Annotated in this window: 20 protein-coding genes; 8 read left to right on the plus strand and 12 right to left on the minus strand. The window is 68.3% G+C overall.

Annotated features, from left to right (window positions below; all coding sequences use genetic code 11):
- The first annotated feature begins 289 nt into the window (after nt 1-289).
- From ACV7NN_RS13365 to ACV7NN_RS13375, 3 genes are all read left to right on the plus strand, one after another.
- Complete coding sequence (locus ACV7NN_RS13365; protein ID WP_463350062.1) at nt 290-904, plus strand: hypothetical protein; 615 nt, start codon at nt 290-292, stop codon at nt 902-904.
- Nucleotides 905-1,120: 216 nt separating this feature from the next.
- Nucleotides 1,121-4,414, plus strand: coding sequence for an efflux RND transporter permease subunit (locus ACV7NN_RS13370; protein ID WP_463350063.1), 3,294 nt, complete (start codon nt 1,121-1,123; stop codon nt 4,412-4,414).
- Nucleotides 4,415-4,504: 90 nt separating this feature from the next.
- Nucleotides 4,505-4,882 (plus strand): VOC family protein, encoded by a 378-nt coding sequence (locus ACV7NN_RS13375; protein ID WP_463350064.1) that lies wholly within the window; start codon nt 4,505-4,507, stop codon nt 4,880-4,882.
- A 38-nt stretch (nt 4,883-4,920) separates the two neighbouring features.
- Here ACV7NN_RS13375 and ACV7NN_RS13380 read toward each other — a convergent pair whose 3' ends face one another.
- The 5 genes from ACV7NN_RS13380 to ACV7NN_RS13400 form a co-directional block, all read right to left on the minus strand.
- Nucleotides 4,921-6,018 (minus strand): ABC transporter permease, encoded by a 1,098-nt coding sequence (locus tag ACV7NN_RS13380; protein WP_463350065.1) that lies wholly within the window; start codon nt 6,016-6,018, stop codon nt 4,921-4,923.
- Nucleotides 6,015-6,647, minus strand: coding sequence for an ABC transporter ATP-binding protein (locus ACV7NN_RS13385; protein WP_463350066.1), 633 nt, complete (start codon nt 6,645-6,647; stop codon nt 6,015-6,017). Before ACV7NN_RS13385 ends, ACV7NN_RS13380 begins: the two co-directional genes overlap by 4 nt.
- Nucleotides 6,647-7,717: a peptidoglycan-binding protein gene (locus ACV7NN_RS13390; RefSeq protein WP_463350067.1), complete on the minus strand. Its 1,071-nt coding sequence runs from the start codon at nt 7,715-7,717 to the stop codon at nt 6,647-6,649. Before ACV7NN_RS13390 ends, ACV7NN_RS13385 begins: the two co-directional genes overlap by 1 nt.
- A 4-nt stretch (nt 7,718-7,721) precedes the next feature.
- On the minus strand, nt 7,722-8,135 hold the full coding sequence (locus tag ACV7NN_RS13395; protein WP_463350068.1) for a hypothetical protein: 414 nt from the start codon (nt 8,133-8,135) through the stop codon (nt 7,722-7,724).
- 109 nt (nt 8,136-8,244) lie between these two features.
- Entirely contained in the window at nt 8,245-8,592 is a 348-nt protein-coding gene (locus tag ACV7NN_RS13400; protein ID WP_463350069.1) for a hypothetical protein, read from the minus strand.
- A gap of 158 nt (nt 8,593-8,750) precedes the next feature.
- Between ACV7NN_RS13400 and ACV7NN_RS13405 the strand changes: the two genes are divergently transcribed.
- The gene (locus ACV7NN_RS13405) at nt 8,751-9,698 is read left to right on the plus strand and encodes an arginase family protein (protein ID WP_463350070.1); all 948 of its coding nucleotides are present in this window, start codon (nt 8,751-8,753) and stop codon (nt 9,696-9,698) included.
- Nucleotides 9,699-10,030: 332 nt separating this feature from the next.
- Here the strand turns inward: ACV7NN_RS13405 and hutI are convergent, their stop codons facing one another.
- The 3 genes from hutI to hutH form a co-directional block, all read right to left on the minus strand.
- Entirely contained in the window at nt 10,031-11,239 is a 1,209-nt protein-coding gene (hutI, locus tag ACV7NN_RS13410; RefSeq protein ID WP_463350071.1) for an imidazolonepropionase, read from the minus strand.
- Nucleotides 11,240-11,244: 5 nt separating this feature from the next.
- On the minus strand, nt 11,245-12,900 hold the full coding sequence (gene hutU / locus ACV7NN_RS13415) for a urocanate hydratase (RefSeq protein ID WP_463350072.1): 1,656 nt from the start codon (nt 12,898-12,900) through the stop codon (nt 11,245-11,247).
- Between the two features lie 65 nt (nt 12,901-12,965).
- Nucleotides 12,966-14,519: a histidine ammonia-lyase gene (gene hutH, locus ACV7NN_RS13420; RefSeq protein WP_463350073.1), complete on the minus strand. Its 1,554-nt coding sequence runs from the start codon at nt 14,517-14,519 to the stop codon at nt 12,966-12,968.
- A 57-nt stretch (nt 14,520-14,576) separates the two neighbouring features.
- On the opposite strand from hutH, the gene ACV7NN_RS13425 reads away from it, so the two are divergent.
- Nucleotides 14,577-15,374 (plus strand): IclR family transcriptional regulator, encoded by a 798-nt coding sequence (locus ACV7NN_RS13425; protein WP_463350074.1) that lies wholly within the window; start codon nt 14,577-14,579, stop codon nt 15,372-15,374.
- A gap of 233 nt (nt 15,375-15,607) precedes the next feature.
- Here ACV7NN_RS13425 and ACV7NN_RS13430 read toward each other — a convergent pair whose 3' ends face one another.
- A complete protein-coding gene (locus tag ACV7NN_RS13430; RefSeq protein ID WP_463350075.1) occupies nt 15,608-16,084 on the minus strand; it encodes a GNAT family N-acetyltransferase in 477 nt (158 codons plus the stop codon).
- Nucleotides 16,085-16,121: 37 nt separating this feature from the next.
- Here ACV7NN_RS13430 and ACV7NN_RS13435 point away from each other — a divergent pair, with 37 nt between their 5' ends.
- Nucleotides 16,122-17,240, plus strand: a complete 1,119-nt coding sequence (locus tag ACV7NN_RS13435; protein WP_463350076.1) for a low temperature requirement protein A — start codon at nt 16,122-16,124, stop codon at nt 17,238-17,240.
- 221 nt (nt 17,241-17,461) lie between these two features.
- The gene (locus ACV7NN_RS13440; protein WP_463350077.1) at nt 17,462-19,813 is read left to right on the plus strand and encodes a DEAD/DEAH box helicase; all 2,352 of its coding nucleotides are present in this window, start codon (nt 17,462-17,464) and stop codon (nt 19,811-19,813) included.
- A 137-nt stretch (nt 19,814-19,950) separates the two neighbouring features.
- Here the strand turns inward: ACV7NN_RS13440 and ACV7NN_RS13445 are convergent, their stop codons facing one another.
- From ACV7NN_RS13445 to ACV7NN_RS13455, 3 genes are all read right to left on the minus strand, one after another.
- A complete protein-coding gene (locus tag ACV7NN_RS13445; protein WP_463350078.1) occupies nt 19,951-20,481 on the minus strand; it encodes a MarR family winged helix-turn-helix transcriptional regulator in 531 nt (176 codons plus the stop codon).
- Nucleotides 20,465-22,204: an MFS transporter gene (locus ACV7NN_RS13450; protein ID WP_463350079.1), complete on the minus strand. Its 1,740-nt coding sequence runs from the start codon at nt 22,202-22,204 to the stop codon at nt 20,465-20,467. Before ACV7NN_RS13450 ends, ACV7NN_RS13445 begins: the two co-directional genes overlap by 17 nt.
- A 65-nt stretch (nt 22,205-22,269) precedes the next feature.
- On the minus strand, nt 22,270-23,148 hold the full coding sequence (locus ACV7NN_RS13455; protein ID WP_463350080.1) for an EamA family transporter: 879 nt from the start codon (nt 23,146-23,148) through the stop codon (nt 22,270-22,272).
- A gap of 108 nt (nt 23,149-23,256) precedes the next feature.
- Between ACV7NN_RS13455 and recQ the strand changes: the two genes are divergently transcribed.
- Complete coding sequence (recQ, locus tag ACV7NN_RS13460) at nt 23,257-25,305, plus strand: DNA helicase RecQ (protein ID WP_463350081.1); 2,049 nt, start codon at nt 23,257-23,259, stop codon at nt 25,303-25,305.
- The last annotated feature ends 33 nt before the right edge of the window (nt 25,306-25,338 follow it).

The following is a 25,338-nucleotide window of genomic DNA, read 5'->3' on the forward strand; positions in this document are numbered from 1 at the left end:
GAGCCTGCGGAACAGGCCCTTCCGCGTCTCCGAAGCTCGCCGAGCAGGCGTGCCTTACGTTCGTCTTCGAGCGTCCGACCTCACGGCCCCCTTCCGCGGAGTGCGGATGGATCGTCAGGACGACGCGGTCCTACGTCAACGATGCTCTGCCTATGCAGAGATCATGGCGGCAGACGCGGTCTTCAGTCATGGAACTGCCGCTCTTCTTACAGGCGTGCCACTTCCCGTTCGGATCAAGCGCGAGCCAACGATTCACGTTGCGGTTCGGCCCCCACGGCGCGCCCCTCGTGTGCTCGGTGTCACCGGCCACCAGCTCGATCTGGGCGAATGCGACGTGCGCATGATCGGCGGCCTAAGGATCACCGGGATCGAACGAACCTGGTGCGACCTCGCACCAGCGCTCTCGGTTCGCGAACTCGTAGCCGCCGGCGACTTCATGATCGCGCGACGGAATCCGCGCACATCGGTGCAGCGCTTGGCGGATGCGATCGCCAGCCGGGGCCGCGGTCGTGGCGTCGCCAAACTTGTGCGCGCACTCGAGCTGCTCGACGACCGGTCGGAATCGCCCCCAGAATCGGTTCTTCGCGTCATCCTTGTCGAAGCAGGGCTCCCACGTCTCGACGTCAACGTGGATCTGCGGGATGAAGCCGGCCGGTTCGTCGCGAGGCCGGATCTGCGATTTCCCGAGTTTCGCCTGATCGTGGAGTACGACGGCGATGGGCACAGGACGGATCGCAACCAATGGCGACGCGACTTCAAACGGGTCGCGCGACTCCAGATGCTCGGCGAGGAGGTTCTTCGCCTGGGAGCGGCCGACCTCGAGGACGAGGCGGAGCTCATTCGTATGATTCGTGTGCTCCTGACGCGACGAGGGTGGACGTGGCCCCAACGAGTTGGCACTTGATGCGGTTTGCGAGGAGGCGATAACCGCAACTACTGCCAAGTCGCCGCGAGGCGGAAACGGGGGGCGGGGACTACCGGGGGAGTAGCTGTGGATAAGACCACGGTCTGATGTTTTTGCACAGTCTGCAATGAGATACTGACCCGGAGCGCCACAGCAGCTGCTCCACAGCCGCATCGCGCGGCACCCTGCTACCCACATTCCGCCAAGGGAACACCTGTGCATTTTCTCGCCGTCCTCAGCATGAAGAACCGCGCGCTCATCGCGCTCGTCACGGTCGTCATCGCAATCTTCGGAGGGCTCGCCCTGACGAGCCTGAAGCAGGAGCTGGCCCCGTCCATCCAGTTCCCGCAGCTCGCGATCGTCACCAGCTACCCCGGCGCCTCGCCCGAGGTCGTGAACAACGACGTCAGCACGCCGATCGAGACGGCGATCCAGGGCGTACCCGACCTACAGAGCACGTCCGCCGTCAGCAGCACGAACCGTTCGCTGATCACGGCGAAGTTCACCTACGGCACCAACCTGGCGACCGCCGAGCAGAAGCTCGACCAGGCGATCAACCGCATCAAGGGCACCCTCCCCGACGGTCTCGACCCGCAGGTGCTGTCCGGGAGCTTCGATGACCTCCCGGTCATCCAGCTCGCCGTGACCAGCGACGAAGACCAGAAAACGCTCGGCGCGAACATCACGAAGCTCGCGATCCCCGACATCAAGGATGTCACCGGCGTCAACGACGCTCAGCTGATCGGCGAGGTCGGACAGCGCATCACGATCACTCCGAACAGCACGAAGCTCGCAGAAGCTGGCCTGACGTCGCAGGCGATCAAGGATGCGCTCCAGCAGAACGGCGTGCTCGTCCCCGCCGGCGCGATCACCGAGAACGGCAAGACGCTGTCGGTGCAGACCGGCACGCAGCTCGGTTCCGTGCAGGACATCGCCTCGCTCCCGCTCATCCAGTCCCGCGCCGTTGCGGCGACAGGCCAGGCGGGTGCAGGCCAGGCTGGCGCAGGTCAGGCAGGCGCTGGCGCAGGTCAGGCAGGCGCTGCCGCCGCCGCGGCCGCAGCGCAGGCCGCCGCCGCACCACCTGCGGTCAAGACGATCGGCGACGTCTCGACCGTCGCCATCACGGATGACCCGACCACCTCGATCTCGCGCGTCGACGGCAAGCCCGCGCTCACGATCGCCGTCACCAAGCTCCCGTCCGCGAACACCGTCGAGGTGTCGAAGGGTGTCAACGCCCTCGTCTCCGATCTCGAAGCCAAGCTTGGCTCGAACGCCAAGATCACGGTCGTCTTCGACCAGGCACCGTTCATCGAGCAGTCCATCAACTCGCTCACCGAAGAGGGCCTGCTCGGCCTCTTCTTCGCCGTGCTCGTGATCCTCGTCTTCCTGCTCTCCGTCCGGGCGACACTCGTCACAGCGATCTCGATCCCGACAAGCGTGCTCATCACGTTCATCGGCTTGCAGGCGACCGGCTACACGCTCAACATCATCACCCTGGGCGCACTGACGATCGCCATCGGGCGTGTGGTCGACGACTCCATCGTCGTCATCGAGAACATCAAGCGCCAGATGGTCCACGGGGCGGACCGGGCGGTGACCATCGTGCGTGCCGTGCGGGAGGTCGCCGGCGCGATCACCGCATCCACGATCACCACCGTGGCGGTGTTCCTGCCGATCGCGTTCGTCGGCGATGTGACCGGCGAGCTGTTCCGGCCGTTCGCCCTCACGGTGACGATCGCCCTCCTGTCGTCGCTCCTCGTCGCGCTGACGATCGTCCCCGTGCTCGCGTACTGGTTCCTGAGGCCTCCGAAGGGCAGCAAACACGAGGTCATCGTGCTGTCAGAGGATGAGGGCGGCGCGCCCGGCGAGGATGAGCTCGAGCATCCGTCGCGGTTGCAGAAGGGCTACCTGCCGATCATCCGGTGGACCCTCAAGTACTCGAAGACGACCATCGCCTTGGCGCTCGTGGTGCTCATCGGCACGATCCTGCTGACCCCGCTGATGAAGACGAACTTCCTCGGCTCGACCGGGCAGAACACCCTCACGATCTCCCAGACGCTCCCGCCGGGCACCAGCCTCCAGGCGCAGGACGACGCGGCGAAGGTCGTCGAGCAGAAACTGCTCGACACCAAGGGCATCAAGACGGTGCAGCTGTCGATCGGCTCGACCGGAAGCTCGCTGCGCGACGCGTTCACCGGCGGCGGCGGGAGCATCACCTTCTCGGTCACCACCGACCCGAACGCCGACCAGGCAGCGCTGCAGAACACGGTCGAGTCGGAGCTGTCGAAGATCACCGACCAGGGCGACATCACCGTTTCGTCGTCGAGCGGGTTCGGCGCATCCAACGACATCGAGGTCGACATCACGGCATCGACGAACGAGGACCTCCAGACGTCGACGGATGCGATCGTCGCCTCGCTGAAGAAGCTCGACTCGATCAAGCAGACGTCCGACAACCTGAGCGCTTCGCTCCCGTACGTCGCTGTGAAGGTGGACCGTACGAAGGCGGCACAGGCCGGCCTCAGCGAGGTCGCGGTGGGCACGATCGTGTCCCAGGCGATGCAGCCGACGACGGTCGGTACCGTCGCGATCGACAACGCGTCCCTGCAGCTCTACATCCAGTCCGACAACCCGCCGACCACGGTCGCGGCGCTCTCGGCGCTGAAGATCCCCACCGCAGCGGGTCCCGTCGCGCTGAACACGCTCGCGTCCGTCGCGCAGACGAACGGCCCCGCGACAGTCACGACCGAGCGAGGCCTCCGCAGTGCGACGGTGACGGCGACGCCCGGCACCGACAACCTGTCGACGGCGAACGCGGATGTGCAGAAGGCTCTGAAGAACACCGACCTGCCCTCCGGTGCGACGGCGAAGGTCGGCGGCGTCACGGCCAGCCAGTCCGACGCGTTCTCGCAGCTCGGGATCGCGCTGCTGGCAGCCCTCCTGATCGTCTACATCGTCATGGTGGCGACGTTCCGGTCGCTGCGCCAGCCGCTCCTGCTGCTCGTCTCCGTTCCGTTCGCGGCCACCGGTGCGATCATCCTGCAGATCATCTCCGGGATCCCGCTCGGGGTGGCATCGCTGATCGGCGTGCTGATGCTCATCGGAATCGTCGTGACGAACGCGATCGTGCTCGTCGACCTCGTCAACCAGTACCGTCGTCGTGGGCGGTCGGTTCCGGATGCAGTGTTGCACGGCGCATCGCGCCGTCTGCGCCCCATCCTGATGACGGCCCTCGCGACGATCTTCGCCCTCCTCCCCATGGCCATCGGGTTCACCGGCCACGGCGGCTTCATCTCGCAGCCGCTCGCGATCGTCGTGATCGGCGGTCTGATCTCCTCGACGCTGCTGACCCTCGTCGTGCTGCCGACCTTGTACAACCTGGTCGAGGGCGCCCGCGACCGTCGCACGGCGCGGCGCGCCGCGAAGGCGGTTCCGGATGCGGTCCCCTCCGACGAGCCCGGCGCGCGCGGCGACGAGGTCACCGAGCCCGAGCCCGAGCCCGTCTCCTAGCCGACCGACAAGCGTGAATGGCCGCCCTTCGCTCTAGCGTGGGCGGCCTTTCCGCTGAATACTGGGGTCACCCAGGAAAGGCGGGCCCGCGTGGAGATCATTCAGGTCGCACAGCATGCCGACGACCTCGACAGGGCCGCCGCGTTCTATGGGCGTCTCCTCGGCGGTCCACCCGCTGCCCGCTTCGACCCGCCCGGCCTGCTGTTCTTCAACGTCGGCATCGGCCGCCTTCTGCTCGAGCAGGCAGCTCCGTCTGCCCTCGTCTACCTGCAGGTCGACGACGTGCATTCCCGTGTCGAGGAACTGCGTGCGGATGGCGTGGAGATCACCGGGGAACCGCACGTGATCTTCACCCACACCGACGACACTCTTGGGCCGGCCGGGACGGACGAGTGGATGGCGTTCATCCGCGACAGTGAGGGGAACACGGTCGGCCTGGTCAGCCACGAGCCGCGCCACGATCCGTGAGTGCCCGATGAGGACCTCGATGGACCTGAGCTCGCGGATTAAGGCACTCTCAGTTCCCTGATCGGTTCACAGTTCGCGGCCAAGACTGCCGGCGGCAGTGTCGCGGCCACCCCTACAGCGATAGTCAGGATGCACACTCCTGCGACGAAGTCAGCATCGGGTATCGGCTCGCCTGCCAGCGTCAATGAGGCGAGTGCTACTCCAGTTCCAAGTAATACACCGGCCAGACCGAAGAGGGTGGTCTGCAGTGTGAGCAACCCGACGATGTAGCCTCTCGTGGCCCCAAGCGCGCGTCGTCGACCGAAATCCTTCCGTCTCATCAGAACCAGGCTGCTCAACATCGCTGTGATGAGGGCAGCGGTGGCGGTAAAAGTGAGCACGAGGAGCCCTGCCCCGAATTCGCCGAGCCGCGTATCGACGGATGTGCGGAGTCCCGCGAGTTCCGCCGACGTTGTGACGGTCACCGAGGAAGGGTCCGGAGCGCTGATGAGGGAAGTGATCGTGCGAGCGAGTTCGGCCACATGCTCGGGCCGGTCTACGACCACAACCGAGAGGGTAATCGGTCCGGGATTCGTCGTGGGTGTCGGAATCAGCACGGTCGGGCCGAGTTGGGCAAGGAAATCGGGTGCGACCCACGCGCCTGCAATGCCGAATTCGGGTCCCCCATCGCTGGTAACGGTTCCTGAACCCTCCACGAGCCCCAGGGTCTTAAGCGCGGCGTGTGTCGCCCAGCCCGCCGATACAGCCACGTTCGGCCGGATGGCGAGTTGTTGAAAGTCGTTCGTCCAAACGGACCGCGACGCAACGGCGGCACCGCCGTCGATCTTGACGTTGTGAACGTCGTATGCCGGGCCGAAGGCACCAGCCCAATCGATGCCGTCAAGTCCGCGAATTCTCTCGATGAATTGCGAATCGATCCCAGCGCTTACCGGAGCCTTGACGAGGATCGAGCGAGTGCCCGCCTCATCAAGTGTCTCGAGGACGCCGCGCTGGGCACCGACAGCGCGGCCCGTAGTCGCGAGGACAGTCGCAGCGCCAGCCGCGATGACGACGATGCAGAGAATGGTTGGCACGAGACGTCCCCAGGAGGCCGCGAGGGCTTCGCGAACGATGGAGGGGATCAGCGACGCATTCACAACTTCACCTCGCGGTCGCAGCGAGCGACAACGTTTGGGTCATGCGTCGCAATGATGACGGTCGCGCCGTTGGCGGCGCGGCGACCAAGGCCGTCGATGACTGCCGCAGCCGAGGTCGCGTCGAGGTTGCCAGTCGGCTCGTCGGCCAGGATGACCGACGGCGATGACAGGAGCGCGCGGCACAGCGCAATTCGTTGAGCCTGTCCTCCCGAGAGCTGGCCAGGTTTCGAAGCAGGATCCACGCGGGCACAGAATTCCAGCAGTAGATCAAGAGCCTCGGGGATAGCGGTCCGTCGTTTCTGCCGCCGGTAGAGGGCGCCCTCGACCACGTTGTCGAGAACAGTGCGTGACGGGTCCAGCGCAGAGTCCTGGAAGAGAAAGCCGAACTCCTCGGCCCGTAGGCGAGCGAGCTCGGAGTCTCGGTGATGTGAAGTATCGAGTCCGTGGACCTTGATGCAGCCAGCCGAGGGTCGGAGCATGAGGCCGAGGATATAGAGGAGCGTCGACTTTCCCCGGCCGGATTCGCCGCTGATCGCTACGAGTTCGCCAGAGTCGAACCGGAGGTCCAGCCCCTCGAACAGCGGCGAAGAGCGTCGGAAGGCGAAATGCAGCCCACGGACCTCAATCATCAGCCGGGACCAGATGGGAGACGCACGCGGGTGCCAGCCGCAACCCCGGTGACGACAGCCTGGCCCTGGGCGGAGGCGACAACGGTGATGGTTCGAGTGCGATCGCGATTGTCGATGACGACCGTTCGACCGTCGGCAAGCGTGCGAATGGCCCCCAGCGGAACGACCAGCCCTGTTGTCGCGGGCGTTGTCACGGCGTCGGCCTCGAACTGTGCGGTGAGTTCAGCGGAAACAGCGTCGCCGCAGTCCTCGCAGATTGTGTCACCTTCCACTCCGCGGAGGGCCACCGCGAAGGTGCCATCATCCCGGGCGAGCGGTCCGCCGATCACGGCACTCCACTGCTGATCCCGACCGGCATCAATCGTGACAGGAGTCCCCGCTCGGATTCTCGTGGACTGAGTGGGCGTCAAGGTGGCGCTGAAAGTCGGCTGATCGGATAGTGCGAAAACTGATGGTTCATCTCCACTGAGACTGACTCCGCGCCGGATGGCATTGGGGTCCACTTCGAGCCGCGCCGGGAGCGTCGGCACGAAGAGGATTTCTCCGAGTTCGACCATTCCCGTCGCCGGCAGGTTGTTGTGTACCTGCCATTCGCGGATTGCTCGTTCGGTTGCCGTGCCGAATCGGCCATCGATTGCCCCCGAATAGTGGCCGAGCTCGGACAGCATCTCTTGGAGTTGGCGAACGTCATCGCCATGATCCTCGCGTGCGAGCTGCCGATAAGCCGGAACCCGGCCTTGCGCGACGAAGACCGGGCGCTGATCGACCCGGTAAAGGATGGCGCCGGCTCGACTGGGGGCGTCAGCCGTCACATCGATACTGGTGACGACGCCAACTAGGTGGTTGGTTCCGACCAATTCCCTCTCCCACGTGGCGCTCACGCGGATGCGGATCATGCCCGTAACGGTTCCCTCGACGACTGTCGCATGTGCGTGGGTGGGCACGGGGGCACGATCGGACGTCGGGGCGAAGACAGCTTCGGCGGCCCAGCCAGCGGCCACCAATGCAACCGCGAAGCAACCGATCGCGGGCAACTGTCTGTGTCGCCGAAGCCTCAAGAAGCTCTTCATTCGCTCAATATGTTGGGGGCGGTGTGGGGCATCGCTTCTCGGCGTTCTGCTGTTCTTCACGAGGAACCTCGTCCCACGGCCACCACGGATCAGTGCCATACGTGTCCGTGAAGGTCGCAATGCTCGGTGCCGGTGCTATCTGGTAGCCCAGCTTTCTCAGGCAACGTGCACCGTCCACATGCTGGGCATATGCCTCTTCGATCACCCACTCGGGTGTCGCAGCGTTGGGGTCGATTCCGAGTTCGTTCAGGCAGGTTTGGTCGTCCCGCATGTAAGGTTCCGCCTGACCATCCGACAGATCGATGCTGATCGCGCCCTCTGGCGTAACGGTCACCCCCCAGCCCTTGTCCGTCAAACATGCCGCCCGCGCGCGTGCCAGATCGATCTGTTCAGGGAACCGTTTTTTCAGGTCGCTCACGTGGCCGCTCGGTCGAGGGTTGGTCGCCGCGGAGCAGCCGGAGAGGAGCATGACCGCGAGGGCAGCTGCTCCCGCGAGCGAAACTGCCGATGTCATCCTCATCAGCAGATCACTCGCACTGCCCATTCGCGGACGACACCTGGCTTCCGAAGACTTTGCCACCTTTCATGTCCTTGTACAGCCAATGGTGGATGTTCCAGTTGGTTACGTTGGCCGAATATCCCGCAGTGATGCTGTTCGTGCCTTCCCACATGGAGCCGAATTGTTTGGCACCGTAGATCTGATGGGTGACTGTACCGCTTGAGCGTGAGACGCTGTGGATCTCCCTGAGCTGAGTGCAGGAGAGCGCGCCGATTGCCTTGTCGGCGGCCTGTGCGGGTGCCAGGCCGGCCAAGGCGATGGCGAGCCCGCTTAGAACTCCGAGAGCGACGATTCCTGACTTCCTTCGGCTGTTCATCGATGTTCGTCCTTCCTAAATGACATTCGTTGTGGATAGGTCGACACTACCCGCCTAATTACCTAGGGTACAAACACATTATTCAGCGTCCGTCATCCCAGACAGGGTCGATGCGGGCGCCGTTCCTGTGGCGCGCCGCGCTTGCTAGCCTCGACAGCGTGACCCCGCGCCCGCTCTCCGTCGACCCGCTCTGGCCCCGCACCGGCGATTGGCCGGCTCCCGACGACTTCCCCGCGGACGCGCGGTTCGATCTGACGCTGCTCGGCATCCCGACCTGGCGCACCTCGCTCTCGCAGACCGGCGCCGGCGAGACTCCGTCCGCTGTCCGAGCCGCGCTCCGCTACTACACCGCTTATGTCACGCCCGACCGCGCCGCCGGCAGCGCGCGCTCGGGCGACTCCGGCCGCGCCTTCTCCGACCTCGTCATCGTCGATGCCGGTGACGTGGAGGAGCCCGACGGCCCCGACGGCGAGGCGCGTGCGATCGCAGCGATGGCGGATGCAGTAGCGCGCTCGACGGCGGTCGTCGCGCTCGGTGGCGACAACGCACTCACCGTGCCCGCGGCGCTCGGCGCGTGGGGCGTCGCCCTCGAAACCGCGGGCCTCGTCACGCTCGACGCCCATCACGACCTGCGCGACGGCGTCAGCAACGGGTCGCCCGTGCGACGGTTGGTCGAGGCGGGGCTGGATGGTCGCCGCATCGTGCAGGTCGGCATCGCGGATTTCGCGAACTCGGCCGAGTATTCCGCTCGTGCCCGCGACCTGGGCATTACGATCATCCATCGCGACGAGCTGCACCGACGACCGATCGAGGATGTGATGGCCGAGGCCTTCGAGATCGCCGGGGGTGCGGGCGGTCCCATCCACGTCGACCTGGATGTGGATGTCTGCGACCGGTCGGTCGCTCCCGGATGCCCGGCCTCTGTGCCAGGCGGAATCTCGGCCTACGAACTGCGTAAGGCGGCGCGTGCGGCGGGCGCGCATCCGTCCGTGCGGTCGCTCGACCTCGCCGAGGTCGATGCGACGGCGGATGCTCCCGACGGCCGCACAGTACGCCTCACCGCGCTCTGCGTGCTCGAGTTCGCCGCCGGGCTCGCCGCGCGCTGAGGCGACTCGGGCCCGCTGGCCGAGAGGGTCACGTCCGGACGAGACTGCCCGGTGCGCGGGTCACGCTCGACCAGACGAGAGGGTCACGTCCGGACGAGACCGCCCGGCGCGCCGGTCACGCTCGACCGGAGGTGCCACGCTCGTCACGGAGGGACATCCCGCGCTCGTTGCAGGGTGCCGCCCTCGGCGACACCGAACTCGAGCGGGCCAACTCCCGGACGAGACAGCCCAGCGCGCCACCGAGAGTCGCCGTTCCGGCCGAGATAGCCCTGCACACCGGGCACTCTCGGCCGGAAAGGCGACTCTCGGCGCCGCGGCCGCAGTGCCGCGAACTACGCGACGCGCACGCCGTCCTTCCACGTGGCTTCGACGAGCGGCACACCTGGCCGGTACGCCAGGTGCACATACGACGGCGCAGCGAGCGCAGCGAGGTCCGCCCGCGCCCCGACCGCCACGCGTCCCACATCCGTCCGCCGCAGCGCAGCCGCGCCGCCCGCGGTCGCCGCCCACAGCGCCTCGGCCGGCGTCATCCCCATGTCACGCACGGCGACGGCGATGCAGAACGGCATCGACGACGTGAACGACGAGCCGGGATTGCAGTCGCACGCGATCGCCACGGTGACGCCCGCGTCGAGCAGGCGGCGTGCATCCGGATACGGCTGACGGGTCGAGAACTCGACTCCCGGCAGCAGCGTGGCAACGGTGGATGACCCGGCCAGCGCCGCAATGTCCGCTTCCGTCAGGTAGGTGCAGTGGTCCACGCTCGCAGCACCGAGCGATACGGCGAGCCGGACTCCGTCGCCCGGCGCGAGCTGGCTCGCGTGCACGCGCACGCCGAGCCCCCGGGCGGCACCGGCTTCGAGCACGCGCCGCGACTGCTCCACGGTGAAGGCTCCGGTTTCGCAGAAGACGTCGATCCAGCGGGCGTGCGGCGCGCAGGCGTCGAGCATCGGCCCGGTGACGAGGTCCACGTACGCGTCGGGGTCGGCTGCGTAGTCGACCGGCACGACGTGCGCGCCGAGGAAGGTGACCTCGTCGGTCACGGATGCGGCGATCGCGACGAGTCGCTCCTCGTCGTGCACGCTCAGCCCGTAGCCGCTCTTGATCTCGACGGTCGTCGTGCCCTGGCGGTGCAGTTCGCGGATGAACCTCCGCACGCGTCCGCGCAGCTCCTCATCGCTGGCCGCGCGGGTCGCCGCGACCGTGCTGCGGATCCCGCCCGCGGTGTAGGCCACGCCGGACATCCGCGCCTCGAACTCCGCCGACCGGTCCCCAGCGAACACCAGGTGACTGTGGGAGTCCACGAACCCCGGGATGACGGTCGCCCCGCCGAGGTCGGTGACGACCTCGTCATCCGGCGCATCGCCGATCCCGGTCGCCGCGAAGGCGTCGGATGCGCGACCTGCCCAAGCGATGCGGCCGTCCTCGATCAGCACCGCCGCATCCGCCACCAGACCCAGCCGGTCGACACCGGTGGCATCGGGATCGGCAGGCGCGTTCGTGACGAGCTGGCCGATGCCGGTGAGGAGTTCGCGGGTCACGCGGCTCAGTCTTCCATCATCGGTACGCGGAGGCCGCGCTCCCGCGCCACCTCGGCCGCGCGTTCGTAGCCCGCGTCGACGTGACGCATGACGCCGGTGCCTGGGTCGTTGGTGAGCACGCGTTCGATCTTCTCGGCGGCGAGCGGGGTGCCGTCGGCGACGACCACCTGCCCGGCGTGGATGGACCGGCCGATCCCGACGCCGCCACCGTGGTGGATGGACACCCAGGTCGCGCCCGACGCGGTGTTGAGCAGGGCGTTGAGGAGAGGCCAGTCGGCGATCGCGTCGGACCCGTCGGCCATCGCCTCGGTCTCGCGGTAGGGCGACGCGACGGAGCCGGAGTCGAGGTGGTCGCGGCCGATGACGACCGGGGCGCTCAGCTCGCCGCTCGCGACCATCTCGTTGAACTTGAGGCCGGCGAGGTGCCGCTCCTTGTAACCGAGCCAGCAGATACGCGCGGGCAGTCCCTCGAAGTGGACCTTCTCGCTCGCCTGCGTTATCCAGCGCCGCAGATGCTCGTCGTTCGGGAACAGTTCGAGGATCGCGCGGTCGGTCGCGGCGATGTCCGCCGGGTCGCCGGAGAGCGCCGCCCAGCGGAACGGGCCCTTGCCTTCGGCGAAGAGCGGGCGGATGTACGCGGGCACGAACCCGGGGAATTCGAACGCCCGGTCGTACCCGCCGAGCTGCGCCTCCGCACGGATCGAGTTGCCGTAGTCGAAGACTTCGGCGCCTGCGTCCTGGAACTCGACCATGGCCTTCACGTGCTTCGCCATCGAGGCGCGGGAGCGCAGGGTGAACCCCTCGGGGTCTGCGGCCGCGGCCTCGTGCCAGTCGGCCACCGAGATGCCTTCCGGCAGGTAGCTGAGCGGGTCGTGCGCACTGGTCTGGTCGGTGACGATGTCGATCGCGACGCCACGCGCGAGCAGCTCGGGGAAGACGGTCGCCGCGTTGCCGACGAGGCCGACGCTGAGCGGGCGTCGCTCCGCCTTCGCGGCGAGCACCCGCGCGATGGCGTCGTCGATGTCGTCCGTGAGCTCGTCGAGGTAGCCGTGGTCGACCCGGCGCTGGAGCCGTGTGACGTCGACGTCGACGATGAGTACGACACCCTCGTTCATGGTGACGGCGAGGGGCTGTGCCCCGCCCATCCCGCCCGCGCCGCCGGTCAGCGTCAGGGTGCCCGCGAGCGTTCCCCCAAACCGCTTCGCGGCGATCGCGGCGAACGTCTCGTACGTGCCCTGAAGGATGCCCTGCGTGCCGATGTAGATCCACGATCCGGCGGTCATCTGCCCGTACATGGTCAGCCCGAGCGCTTCGAGGCGGCGGAACTCGGGCCACGTCGCCCAGTCCCCGACGAGGTTGGAGTTTGCGATGAGCACGCGCGGCGCCCACTCGTGCGTGCGGAAGACGCCGACCGGCTTGCCGGACTGCACGAGCAGCGTCTCGTCGGGTTCGAGCGTCGTGAGTGTGCGGATGATCGCGTCGTACGCATCCCAGTTGCGCGCCGCCTTGCCGGTGCCGCCGTAGACGACGAGGTCGTCCGGGCGCTCGGCGACCTCGGGGTCGAGGTTGTTCATCAGCATGCGGAGGGGACCCTCCGTCTGCCACGACTTGGCGGTGAGAGTGGTGCCGCGCGGCGCGCGGACCTCACGGGGTCCCGACATGGTGTGCTCCTTCGAACGGGTGGGGTGGCCGGGTCGCGCCCGGGTGGATGGAAGTGGGTTCAGGGTCAGTTCAGCGGACCCGTGACGCCTTCGGCGGCGGCGAGGATGCGCCCCTCCTGGACGAGCGCCACGACGGCTTCGATCTCGGGCGAGAGGTAGCGGTCGGGGCCGGGGCCCGCCGCGACCTCGCGGACGGCGGCGAGGACGGCGCCGGTCGCGGGGCCCGGGGCCAGCGGCGCGCGAAGCTCGGCACCCCGGGCGGCCGTCATGATCTCGATCGCGAGGACGCGGCCGAGGCCGTCGAGGCTGCGGCGCAGCTTGCGGGCTGCGGCCCATCCCATCGAGACGTGGTCTTCCTGCATCGCCGAGGAGGGGATGGAGTCGACGGATGCGGGCGAAGCGAGGCGTTTGAGCTCGGACACGATGCCGGCCGCGGTGTACTGGGCGATCATGAGGCCCGAGTCGACGCCGACCTCGTGGGCGAGGAACGGCGTGAGACCCTGGTTGCGGGCCGGGTCGAGGAAGCGGTCGGTGCGGCGCTCGGACATGCTGGCGACGTCGGCCACGACGATCGCGAGGAAGTCGAGCACGTAGGCGACGGGAGCCCCGTGGAAGTTGCCGTTCGATTCGACACGTCCGTCGACGGTCAGCACGGGGTTGTCGACCGCGGAGGCGAGCTCGCGGCCGGCGACGAGCTCGGCGTGGCCGAGGGTGTCGCGCGCGGCGCCGTGCACCTGGGGTGCGCAGCGGAGGGAGTACGCATCCTGCACCCTCGTGCACTCCGGGCCCTTGTGGCTGGCGACGATGGGGGAGCCGGAGAGCACAGCACGCAGGTTGGCTGCGGAGAGGGCCTGCCCCTGCTGCGGCCGCAACCGCTGCAGGTCGTCTGCGAAAACCGCATCCGTGCCCATGAGCGCTTCGACGCTCATGCCCGCGGCGATGTCCGCCGTGGTCAGCAGCGCGGCGAGGTCGTGGGTGGCGAGCGCGAGCATCCCGAGCATCCCGTCGGTGCCGTTGATGAGCGCGAGGCCCTCCTTCTCGGCGAGGCGGAGGGGGTGGAAGCCCGCAGCAGCGAGCGCATCCGCCGCGTCAACGAGGTCGCCGGCCACCCGCACCTGGCCTTCGCCCATCGCGGCGAGGGCGCAGTGGGCGAGCGGGGCGAGGTCGCCGGAGCATCCGAGCGACCCGTACTCGCGCACGACCGGCGTGATGTCGGCGTTCAGGAGAGCGGCGTAGGTCTCGACCGTGGTGCGGCGCGCGCCGGTGCGGCCGGTCATCAGGGTCGACAGACGCAGCAGCATGAGGGCGCGGACGACCTCGCGCTCCACCTCGGGACCGGAGCCCGCGGCGTGCGAGCGCACGAGGCTCGCCTGCAGCTGGGCACGGCGGTCGGACGGGATGAACGTGGTCGCGAGCGCGCCGAAACCGGTCGAGATACCGTAGTGCGGTTCGGTGTCGTCGGCGAGGGCTTCGATGATGGCGCGGGAGGCTTCGACCGCGTCGAGGGCTGCGGGGTCGAGTTCGACGTGAGCGTCGTGGCGCGCGACGGCGACGACATCCGCGATGGTGAGGGGGCCGGCGCCGACGAAGACGCGGTCCACGGACGTGATGGTGGTCATGCTTCGATCCCACACCACGGCGGTGGCGGTCACAATGCCGTTACACTGCTCGGTGTCTTGAATTCCAGACGGGAGGTCGGCGTGGCCGGAAGCTCGAAAGTGCCCGCAGCCGAGAACACGCTCCAGGTGCTCAGCTTTCTCGCGGCTCAGCGCGGGCCGGTACCCGCCGCCACGATCGCCGCATCCCTCGACCTTCCGCGGTCGACGGTCTACCACCTGCTTGCCGTGCTCGTCGATCACGGGTTCGTCCTGCACCTGCCGGAGGCCCGGCGGTACGGGCTCGGCGTGCGCTCCTACGAGCTCAGCTCGGCCTTCTCACGGCAGGAACCGCTCAGCCGGCTCGGGCGCCCCATCCTCGCCGGACTGGTCGATTGCATCGGAGAGTCCGGGCATCTCGCGGTGCTCCACGGACGCGACGTCGTCTACATCGTGGAGGAGCGGGCGCCGCGTCGCCCGCGGCTGGTGACGGATGTGGGGGTGCGGCTGCCCAGCCACCTCACGGCGAGCGGGCGGGCGCTCCTCGCGACCCTGCCGGCGGGGCAGGTACGTGCGCTGTATCCGGATGCGGCGGCGTTCGTCGACCGGGTCGGCGGCGAGCCGCACACGTACGGCGCGCTGAAGCGCATCCTCGAGCGAGTGCGGGCGGAGGGATTCGCGACCGAGGATGGCGAGGTCACGCCGGGATTCGCATCCGTTGCGGTGTCGGTGCGGGACCACGCCGGATGGCCCGCGGCGGGGATCGCGATCACCTTTCCGAGCGAGAGCATCCCGCACGAGGAGTGGGCGGGACTCGCGGCCCAGATCACGGAGGCGGCGGCGGAGCTGTCGCGGCGCATCCGCGGTCTGCCCGTCTGAGTCTGGTATCCCGGACGGCGCGTCTCGGCGGTGCGCATCGCGGGTCTCGCCGCACTAGTTTGGTCTGACCGCACAAGGTGGAGCTAGTGCGGCGAGAAACACCTGGTGCGGCGAGCGTCCTCGGGAGCGAGAAGCTGCCCGCGCACAGTTGAGCCGCCCGCGCACAGGTTCCGAACGGGCGCACACGTTGCACCATGGGCACGGGTGCAGAAAGTGGGCGCGGGATCCGCAGGCTAGCGCGCGACGGGCGTGGCGAGTGGCTTCGCGTAGCAGATGCTGAACTCGTCGCCGACGTAGGGGCCGAAGTTGGGGATGCGCGCATAGCCGCGCTTCTCGTACAGTGCGATCGCGGCGTGCTGCAGCGGGCCGGTCTCCAGCTGGATCGTCCGGACGCCGGCGTGGGCAGCGGACGACTCGAGGCTGTCCATGAGGGCGGATGCGAGGCCCTGGCCGCGCGCATCCTCGTGCACGAACATCCGCTTCAGTTCCGCAGTGCCGTCGGCCTTTTCGACCAGGGCCGCCATCCCGAGCGCTTGCCCGGCGGAGTCCCTGCCCACGAAGACCGTGACGCCGGGCTGTTCGAGCTCACTCACGTCGAGAAGGTAGCAACTGTCCGGCGGGTACAGCGAGAAGGCGTATTCGTCGCCGAGGCGCAGCAGGTGCTCGACCTCGGGGTTGCGCGGCGGCTCGATCGCGATGCTCACAGTCACCCGACAACGATAGCCGCGCCGCCGGTACGCTCGCTGCATGGCCCAACGCCTCGAACGCGCCGCCGAACGCGTCTCTTCGGTGGAACTCCTGTTCGACCTGGTGTTCGTCTTCACGATCACGCAGGTCACGGAGATCGTGGTCGCGCATCCGACCGGCGCAGGCGTCGCGCAGGCGGCACTCACCATGGCGGTGGTGTGGTGGATGTACGACGCGTTCGCCTGGCTGACCAACCAGTCCGGTGAGGGCGGGCCCGGCCTGCGCATCGGGCTGGTCGGGGCCATGATCGCTTTCCTGCTGCTCGCGGTCGCGATCCCGGATGCGTTCGGATCCGGCGGGATCCTGTTCGGTTTCGCCTACCTCGCGATCGTCCTGCTCCACTTCGGCCTTTTCGCCAGGTTCGGGGCGCCGGGATCCGCGCGCTCGATGCTGCGCGTCCTTCCATTCAACGCGGGCGGGGCGATCCTCCTGATCGTCGCGGGATTCGTCACGGGGCCGGCGGACTGGATCCTCTTCTGCCTCGCCATCCTCGTCCTCGTGTCGACGTCGTTCACCAGCGGGCCCGTCGGCTTCGACATCGGCGCGTCGCATTTCGTCGAACGGCACGGCCTGCTGATGATCATCGCGTTCGGCGAGTCCATCGTCTCAGTCGGCGTCGGGGCGGGGCGCCACACGTTCGGGCTCGCGGTCCTCGTCGGGACGGTGCTCTGCGTCGGGGTGGTCGCCGCGCTCTGGTGGTGCTATTTCACGGGTGACGACGAACGCGCCGGAGAAAGCATGACCGGAAGGCCGACGCAGCAGCGGGCCTACCTCGCGCTCACCGCCTTCGCACTGGACCACTACGTGATGATCTTCGGCCTCGTCCTGTTCGCGGCCGGGGTGAAGCTGACCATCGGCGACGTCTTCGCCGTCGCATCCGCACCGGGAGCGATCCTGCTCGGCGCAGGTGTCGCGCTGTATCTGGTGGGGGATGCGCGGTACCGCCAGGAGCTCGCGCTCGGCCCGGCCGCGCTGCGCTATGGAGGGGCGGGGCTCGCCGTGGTGACCATCCTTCTCGGCCTCGTCGTGCCGGTCGCGTGGCAGTTGCTCGCGCTGCTGGTCGTCATCGCCGGGGTCATCGTGCTCGAATGGAGGCGGGTTTCACGCACGTCACCGTGACTTCACAGGCAGCATCCGGTAATGTAGGGAGGTCGGCTCTTGACACCGCGGTTGTACGCGGATGGGTTTGTAAGTCAGGTGGGCCGGTTTCACCGCCAAACGGCGGGCGAATGATCACTGTATGTGAACGGTCCCGGCCAAAGACTTGCCCGGGTTTCTTATGACCACGACGAATCGTCGTGCGGTCAGTCATGCACTCAAGACAACCCAGGAATACCTCTATGGCCAACTTCAAGAAACCGCAGAACAAGAACTTCGTCCCCCGCGACGGTGCCCGCAAGGGCGGCCCGAAAACGGGCAGCCGCAGCCCCGGGCACCGCGGGTACCGCCCCGCAGAAGAGGGCGCCCCCAAGAAGCAGCGCTGGAACGCCGACGAGCGTGCCGCGCGCGCCGAAGGCCGCCCGTCGGCCGGTCGCAGCGAGCGTCCCAACTGGGAACCGCGCGCCAAGGGATCCAACTGGGAGCCGCGCGGTGCGCGCACCGAGCGTCCGGCTTATGGTGACCGTCCGCAGCGGACCGAGCGTCCGGCTTATGGTGACCGTCCGCAGCGGACCGAGCGTCCGGCTTATGGTGACCGTCCGCAGCGGACCGAGCGTCCGGCTTATGGTGACCGCGCCCAGCGGACCGAGCGTCCGGCTTATGGTGACCGCGCCCAGCGGACCGAGCGTCCGGCTTATGGTGACCGCGCCCAGCGGACCGAGCGTCCGGCTTATGGTGACCGCGCCCAGCGGACCGAGCGTCCGGCTTATGGTGACCGCGCCCAGCGGACCGAGCGTCCGGCTTATGGTGACCGCGCCCAGCGGACCGAGCGTCCGGCTTATGGTGACCGCGCCCAGCGGACCGAGCGTCTGGCTTATGGTGACCGCGCCCAGCGGACCGAGCGTCTGGCTTATGGTGACCGCGCCCAGCGGACCGAGCGTCCGGCTTATGGTGACCGCGCCCAGCGGACCGAGCGTCCCGCTTATGGTGACCGCCCGCAGCGTTCGGACCGTCCTGCTACCAGCGACCGGGCACCGCGCCGCGACTTCGACAACGAGCGTCCGCGTCGCTCCTTCGACGGCGACCGTCCGCAGCGGACCGAGCGTCCCGCGTATGGCGACCGTCCGCAGCGGACCGAGCGTCCCGCGTATGGCGACCGCCCGCGGCGCACGGAGCGTCCCGCGTACGGCGACCGCCCGCAGCGCACGGAGCGCCCCGCGTACGGCGACCGCCCGCAGCGCAGCTTCGACAAGGACCGCGCACCGCGTCGCGACTTCGGCGACGACCGTCCGCGCCGCGAGGGCAGCGACTCGAAGTTCTACCCGAGCCGCGATGACAAGGCCCGCTTCACCCCGAACGACGACGTCGTTCTCGAGCGTCTCGAGGCCGAAGCCATCCAGGCCGGCGACGTCGAAGGCGTGACCTTCGGCGACCTGGGCCTCGGTGGCAACATCGTGCGTGCACTCGAAGAGCTGGGCGCCGCATCCCCGTTCCCGATCCAGGCTGCGACCATCCCCGATGTGCTCGTGGGCAAGGATGTGCTCGGCCGCGGACGCACAGGCTCCGGCAAGACCATCGCGTTCGGCGCACCTCTCGTCGAGCGGCTGATGGTCATGTGGACCGAGCAGGGCAAGTCCGGCGGAAAGCGCCAGATGGGTCGCAAGCCTCGCGCGCTCATCCTGGCGCCGACCCGTGAGCTCGCGCTGCAGATCGACCGCACCGTACAGCCGATCGCCCGCAGCGTCGGTCTGTTCACGACCCAGATCTACGGCGGTGTCCCCCAGAACCGCCAGGTGGGCGCGCTGCAGCGCGGCGTCGACATCGTGATCGGCACTCCGGGCCGCATCGAGGACCTCATCGACCAGGGCAGGCTCGACCTCAGCGAGGTCGTCGTCACTGTGCTCGACGAGGCCGACCACATGTGCGACCTCGGCTTCCTCGAGCCGGTTCAGCGCATCCTGCGCGAGACCTCCGACGGCGGCCAGAAGCTGCTCTTCTCGGCCACCCTCGACAAGGGTGTCGCCCAGCTCGTCGACGAGTTCCTCACGGAGCCCGCGGTTCACGAGGTCGCCGGTGAAGACCAGGCCTCCTCGACCATCGACCACCGCGTGCTCGTCATCGAGCACCGCGACAAGGGCGCGATCATCGAGCAGCTCGCCGACCGTGAGGGCAAGACGCTCGTCTTCGCCCGCACCCGTGCGTTCGCTGAGCAGCTCGCCGACCAGCTCGACGACGCGGGCATCCCGGCCGTCAGCCTCCACGGCGACCTGAACCAGTCGCGCCGCACCCGCAACCTCGCGCAGCTCACGAGCGGCCGGGTCAACGTGCTGGTGGCAACGGATGTCGCAGCCCGCGGCATCCATGTCGACGACATCGACCTGGTCATCCAGGCGGATGCTCCCGACGAGTACAAGACGTACTTGCACCGGTCGGGCCGCACCGGCCGCGCCGGCAAGCAGGGCACTGTCGTGACGCTCATCCCGAAGCAGCGCCGTCGCCGTATGGACGACCTGCTCGAGCGCGCCGAGATCGAGGCGGAGTTCGTCTCCGCCATCCCCGGCGACCAGGTGATCACCGACCTCGCGCAGGTCTAACCGCACGTCGCAGAAAGGGCCCCTCCCATCCGGAGGGGCCCTTTCGCGTGCTCGCGCGCGATCGAGTCGGCACGAACCGACCGATTTCCGCGCTGGGAAGGGCGGTTAGCGACCACTCGCTCCGCCGCGACGGCGGGTCAGCTGTCGGTCGGGTCGATGTTCGCGGCCGCCTCGAGGGCGGTCAGGGCGGCGCGGATGGCGTCCACCTCATCCGGCGTTCGCTCGGCGAGCAGCGCCGCGACCGTCCGCGCCCGGTCGGAGCGGGCACGCAGGAGCAGTTCGACCCCGGCATCGGTCGCGGCCACGAACACCGAGCGCCGGTCATCCGTGTCCGGCTGTCGCTGCACGAGGCCGCGCGCCTCGAGGTCGGCGACGACGCGGGTGATCGTGGGCGCCGCGACGATCTCGATCGCCGCGAGCTCGCTCGGCCGCAACGGTCCCTTGCGCGCGATGGTCGACAGGGCGGAGAGCTGGCCATGGCTGAGGCCGCCGGTGGATGAGCGCATCCGTCGGTTCAGGCGCCCGATCGCGAGCGCCAGGCGCCCGGCGAGATCGTCGTCGGTGAACGCCGCCTCATGGGCGCCAGCGTCGGTCAGACCGCCGCTCGTCGCCTCACGGGCGCCGGCGTCGGTCAGCGTGCCCGTGTCACTGCTATGCCCTGCTCGCACTGGCTTCTTCGACTTTCCGCTCGACGACCTTCTCCTCATGAACATACTTCGCGCCACCCATGAACGACGCGATCGCCGCGATGACGGACATGGCGGCCGCTGCAACGAATACGACGACGAGGCCGTCATGGAAGGGCCCGGAGATGAGCTGTGGGAAGAACTCGTGGCCGGTGAGGGCCTGGATGTTCGCCGGCGACAGTTTGTCGAGCGCTCCGGTGGGCTGCAGGATGCTCTGGATCGGGTTGTAGCCGAGGAACGCTGCGAACAGGCTTCCGACCGGCGGCGTCTGCCCGACGGCAGTGGCCACCGTGTCAGGGACGCCGTGCGCGGTCAGGCCGTTGGTGAGCGCCGAGGGGAGTGCCGCGGAGAGCCCGGCGACCATGAGCGAGAAGAAGATGCCGATCGACAGCGAGCTGCCGGCGTTGAGGGCGGCTCCCGCCATCCCGGATGCGGACCCGCGTTCGCCCGGCGGCACACTGTTCATGATCGAGGTGCGGTTCGGCGAGCTGAACAGACCGGACCCGATGCCGTTCAGGCCGGTGATGATCGCGAACTGCCAGTACTCGAAGTTGACCGGGATGAGCAGGAGGGCGATGAAGGTGGCCGCGACGATCAGGAGTCCGACCGTGGCGAAGCCGCGCGCCCCGTACCGGTCGGAGAGCGCGCCCGAGACGGGGCCGGCGATGAGGAAGCCGACGGTGATCGGAAGCAGGTAGATACCGGCCCAGAGCGGGGTGTCCTGGTACGAGAACCCGTGCAGCGGAAGCCAGATGCCCTGCAGCCAGATGATCAGCATGAACTGCAGGCCGCCTCGCCCGATGGCGGCGAGGAGCCCGGCGAAGATGCCGCTGGAGAAGGAACGGATGCGGAACAAGCGCATGTTGAACATCGGCGACGGCACGCGCAGCTCCAGGTAGACGAACGCTACGAGCAGGATGATGCCGCCGACGATCGACCCGATCACCCACGGGTTGCCCCAGCCGGTCGAACTGTCGCCGTAGGGCTGGATGCCGTAGGTGATGCCGGTCAGGAGGGCGACGAGGCCGATGCCGAACGTCGCGTTTCCGAGCCAGTCGATGCGGCCGGGGTTGCGGGTGCCCACCTCGTGCAGGGACTTGTACGACCAGATGGTTCCGATGATGCCGATCGGCACGCTGACGAAGAACACCGCACGCCAGTCGTAGGCCGCCAGCACGCCGCCGACGATGAGGCCGATGAAGCTTCCCGCGATGGCGGCGACCTGGTTGAGCCCGAGGGCGAACCCGCGCTTGTTGGTGGGGAAGGCATCCGTCAGGATCGCGGTCGAGTTCGCGAACAGCATTGCGCCGCCGACGCCTTGGATGAACCGCCACACGATCAGCCACATGGCTCCAGGACCGCCGGTGAACGGAACGAGCGAGAGCGCGATCGCGGCGACCGTGAAGATCACGAAGCCGAGGTTGTAGATGCGCACGCGGCCGTACTGGTCCCCGAGGCGTCCGAAGGTGACGACGAGGACGGCGGTGACGAGCATGTAGCCCATGAGCATCCAGAGCAGGTAGCTCACATTGCCCGGTTGGAGCGGGTCGAGCCCGATGCCTTTGAAGATCGCGGGGAGGGAGATGAGGACGATCGAGGCGTTCACCGTCGCCATCAGCATCCCGAGTGTGGTGTTGCTCAGTGCTACCCAGCGGTAGTGCGGGTGGTCCTTGTTGAAAATGCCGGTACGGGTGCGGGTTGACACGAAAAAGCTCCGAGTTCACATGCGTCAGGAAAATAGTTGCTCTACGTGAAGTAACTATATTCTCTTCAGGCCGCGGCGAGCATCCCGGTGGCGGCCAGCGCCAGCACGAGGCCCACCCACTGCACCGGGGCGATGCGCTCCTTCAGCACGATCGCCGCGAGGACGATCGTGCCGGCCGGATAGAGCGCCGTGAGCACAGACATCACGCTCAGGTTGCCGATCCGGAGGCCGACGAGCAGCAGGATGTTGGCGCAGGCGTCCACCGCACCGGCGGCGATCGCGAACGGGAGGCCGGGACGCCAGCCGCCCTGGGTCCGGATGCGCGCATCCGGGAGCCGCCTCCTCCTGCGGGAGGCGAGCCAGATGACGCCGACCGTGGCGAACATGATCGAGGCGTTCACGGCCCTGTTGACGACGAGAGGAGCGAGGCCGGAGTCGTCGGGGGTGAGATCGATCAGGATGACGAACGCGCCGATGAAGGCGCCGGCGCCGACTCCCATGACGAGGCCACGGGGCCGGGGGCGGACCGCGCCGCGCTCGGGGATGAAGCCGACAAGCACGACGGCGACCAGCGCGAGGCAGAGACCGACCCAGCCGAGCGGTGCGAAGCGCTCGCCGTGGAGCACGCCCCAGGTGAGCGGCACGATCGCGGAGACGACCGCGGTGAGCGGCGAGAGGATGCTCATGGGGCCGATCGCCAGGCACGCGTAGAGCAGCGAGAGCGCGATGGCCCCGGCCACCCCGGAGAGTGCGCCCCACAGGACGGCGGATGCGCTCCAGTTCGCGCCGAGGAAGGCGAGTGGGACCAGCAGGAGGACGAGCCCCGAGAGCGCGGAGAGGCCGGCCGCGCGCACGGCGCTGATGCGCTTGGCAGCGAGCCCACCGAGGAAGTCGGCGGAACCGTAGACCAGCGCTCCGAGGAGACCGAGGATCGGGGTGAACATCGGGCCGAGCCTATCGTGGGCCACGGACGCTGCCCGGAGCTTCCGCAGTCATCCACAGATCGCGGGATCGGTGCCCGGGGCGTCGGATGCTCCGGTTACGATCGACCAATGAGCTGGAACGCCGAACTGCCGTGGGAACCCGACGACAGTGATGCCCCGCCGGAGTTCGAGCCTCCGTACGACCCCTCCGAGCCGCCGTTCGACCCGGCCTACGAGCCGGCATTCGAGCCTGCCTTCGAGCCTGCCTTCGAGCCGGGCTTCGGCGCCGCTGTGGCGGGCTCGGGTCCCGGTCCGCAGTCCGCGCTGTCGCGTGCGCGCGCGACTCCACCGCAGTACGCGACGGCGGCCGAGGCGCTCCACACCGTCTTCGGGTACGAGAGCTTCCGCGGCCAGCAGGGCGCGATCATCGAGCAGCTGATCGGCGGCGGCGACGCGGTCGTGCTGATGCCCACCGGCGGCGGCAAGAGCCTCTGTTACCAGATCCCGTCCCTGGTGCGCGAGGGAACCGGCGTGGTCGTCTCGCCGCTGATCGCACTGATGCAGGACCAGGTCGACGCGCTTCTCGCGAACGGCGTGCGGGCGGCCTTCCTCAACTCGACCCAGGATTCGGCCGAGCGCTCGAGGGTCGAGCGCGCCTACCTCTCCGGCGAGCTCGACATCCTCTATGTCGCACCCGAGCGGCTGTCGTCGGAGGCGACCAAGCGCTTTCTCGAGCGTGGAACGATCGCGCTCTTCGCGATCGACGAAGCGCACTGTGTGTCGCAGTGGGGCCACGATTTCCGTCCGGACTACCTGGCGCTCTCCGAGCTCGCCGACCGGTGGCCCGAGGTGCCGCGCATCGCCCTTACCGCGACCGCGACCGAAGCGACCCACGCCGAGATCACCTCGCGCCTCCAGCTGCAGAACGCCGCCCAGTTCGTGGCCGACTTCGATCGCCCGAACATCCAGTACCGCATCGTGCCCAAGGCCGAGGTGCGCGCGCAGCTCCTCGATTTCATCACCGCAGAGCACCCGGGAGACGCGGGGATCGTCTACGGCCTCTCGCGCAACACCGTCGAGCGCACAGCCGAGTTCCTGAGCGCACGCGGGCTCAAGGCGGTGCCGTACCACGCCGGACTCGACGCCGCGACGCGCGCGCGGACGCAGGCGCGGTTCCTGCGTGAAGACGGCGTGATCGTCGTCGCCACGATCGCGTTCGGCATGGGCATCGATAAGCCGGACGTACGATTCGTCGCCCACATCGACCTGCCCAAATCGGTCGAAGGCTACTACCAGGAGACCGGACGTGCCGGCCGTGACGGCCTCCCGTCGACGGCCTGGCTCGCCTACGGGCTGAACGACGTCGTCCAGCAGCGCCGGATGATCGACGACTCGCCCGGCGATCTGGCGCACCGGCGCAAGCTGACGTCGCATCTCGACGCGATGCTGGCACTGTGCGAGACGGTGCAATGCCGCCGGGTCAACCTGCTCGGCTACTTCGGGCAGCGCTCCGAACCGTGCGGGAACTGCGACACCTGCCTCACGCCGCCCGAGAGCTGGGACGGAACGGTCCCGGCGCAGAAGCTGCTCTCGACGGTCGTTCGCCTGCAGCGCGAGCGCAATCAGCGCTACGGCGCCGGCCACCTCATCGACATTCTGCGCGGCAAGCAGACTCCTCGGGTCACGCAGTTCTCCCACGACACCCTCGCCACGTGGGGCATCGGAGCCGACCTCAGTGAGAGCCAGTGGCGCGGTGTCGTGCGGCAGCTCCTCGCGCAAGAGCTGCTCAAGACCGAGGGTGAGTACGGCACGCTGGCGCTGACCCAGGGCGGCGCAGAAGTGCTGGGCGGCGAACGCACCGTGATCCTCCGTCGCGAACCGGAACGACCGGAGCGCGCATCCCGCAGCGTGCGCAAGGCGACAGCTTCGGGCGAGCTCGCAGAGAACGACGTCGAACTCTTCGAGGCGCTTCGAAGCTGGCGCGCCGAACAGGCGCGGGAGCAGTCGGTACCTGCATACATCGTCTTCGGCGACGCGACCCTGCGTGCCGTCGCGACCGAGCGTCCGACCACGCTCGACGACCTCGACGGCATCACCGGCATCGGCGCCAAGAAGCGCGAAGCATACGGCGAAGCGCTCCTGGAGGTCGTCGCGGGCTCGGCGGCGGCCGCGCGCTGAGCCGGGACGCGTCAGCAGACTCCGCTCAGCCGG

The organism is Leifsonia sp. Ger2509 (genome assembly GCF_055231915.1).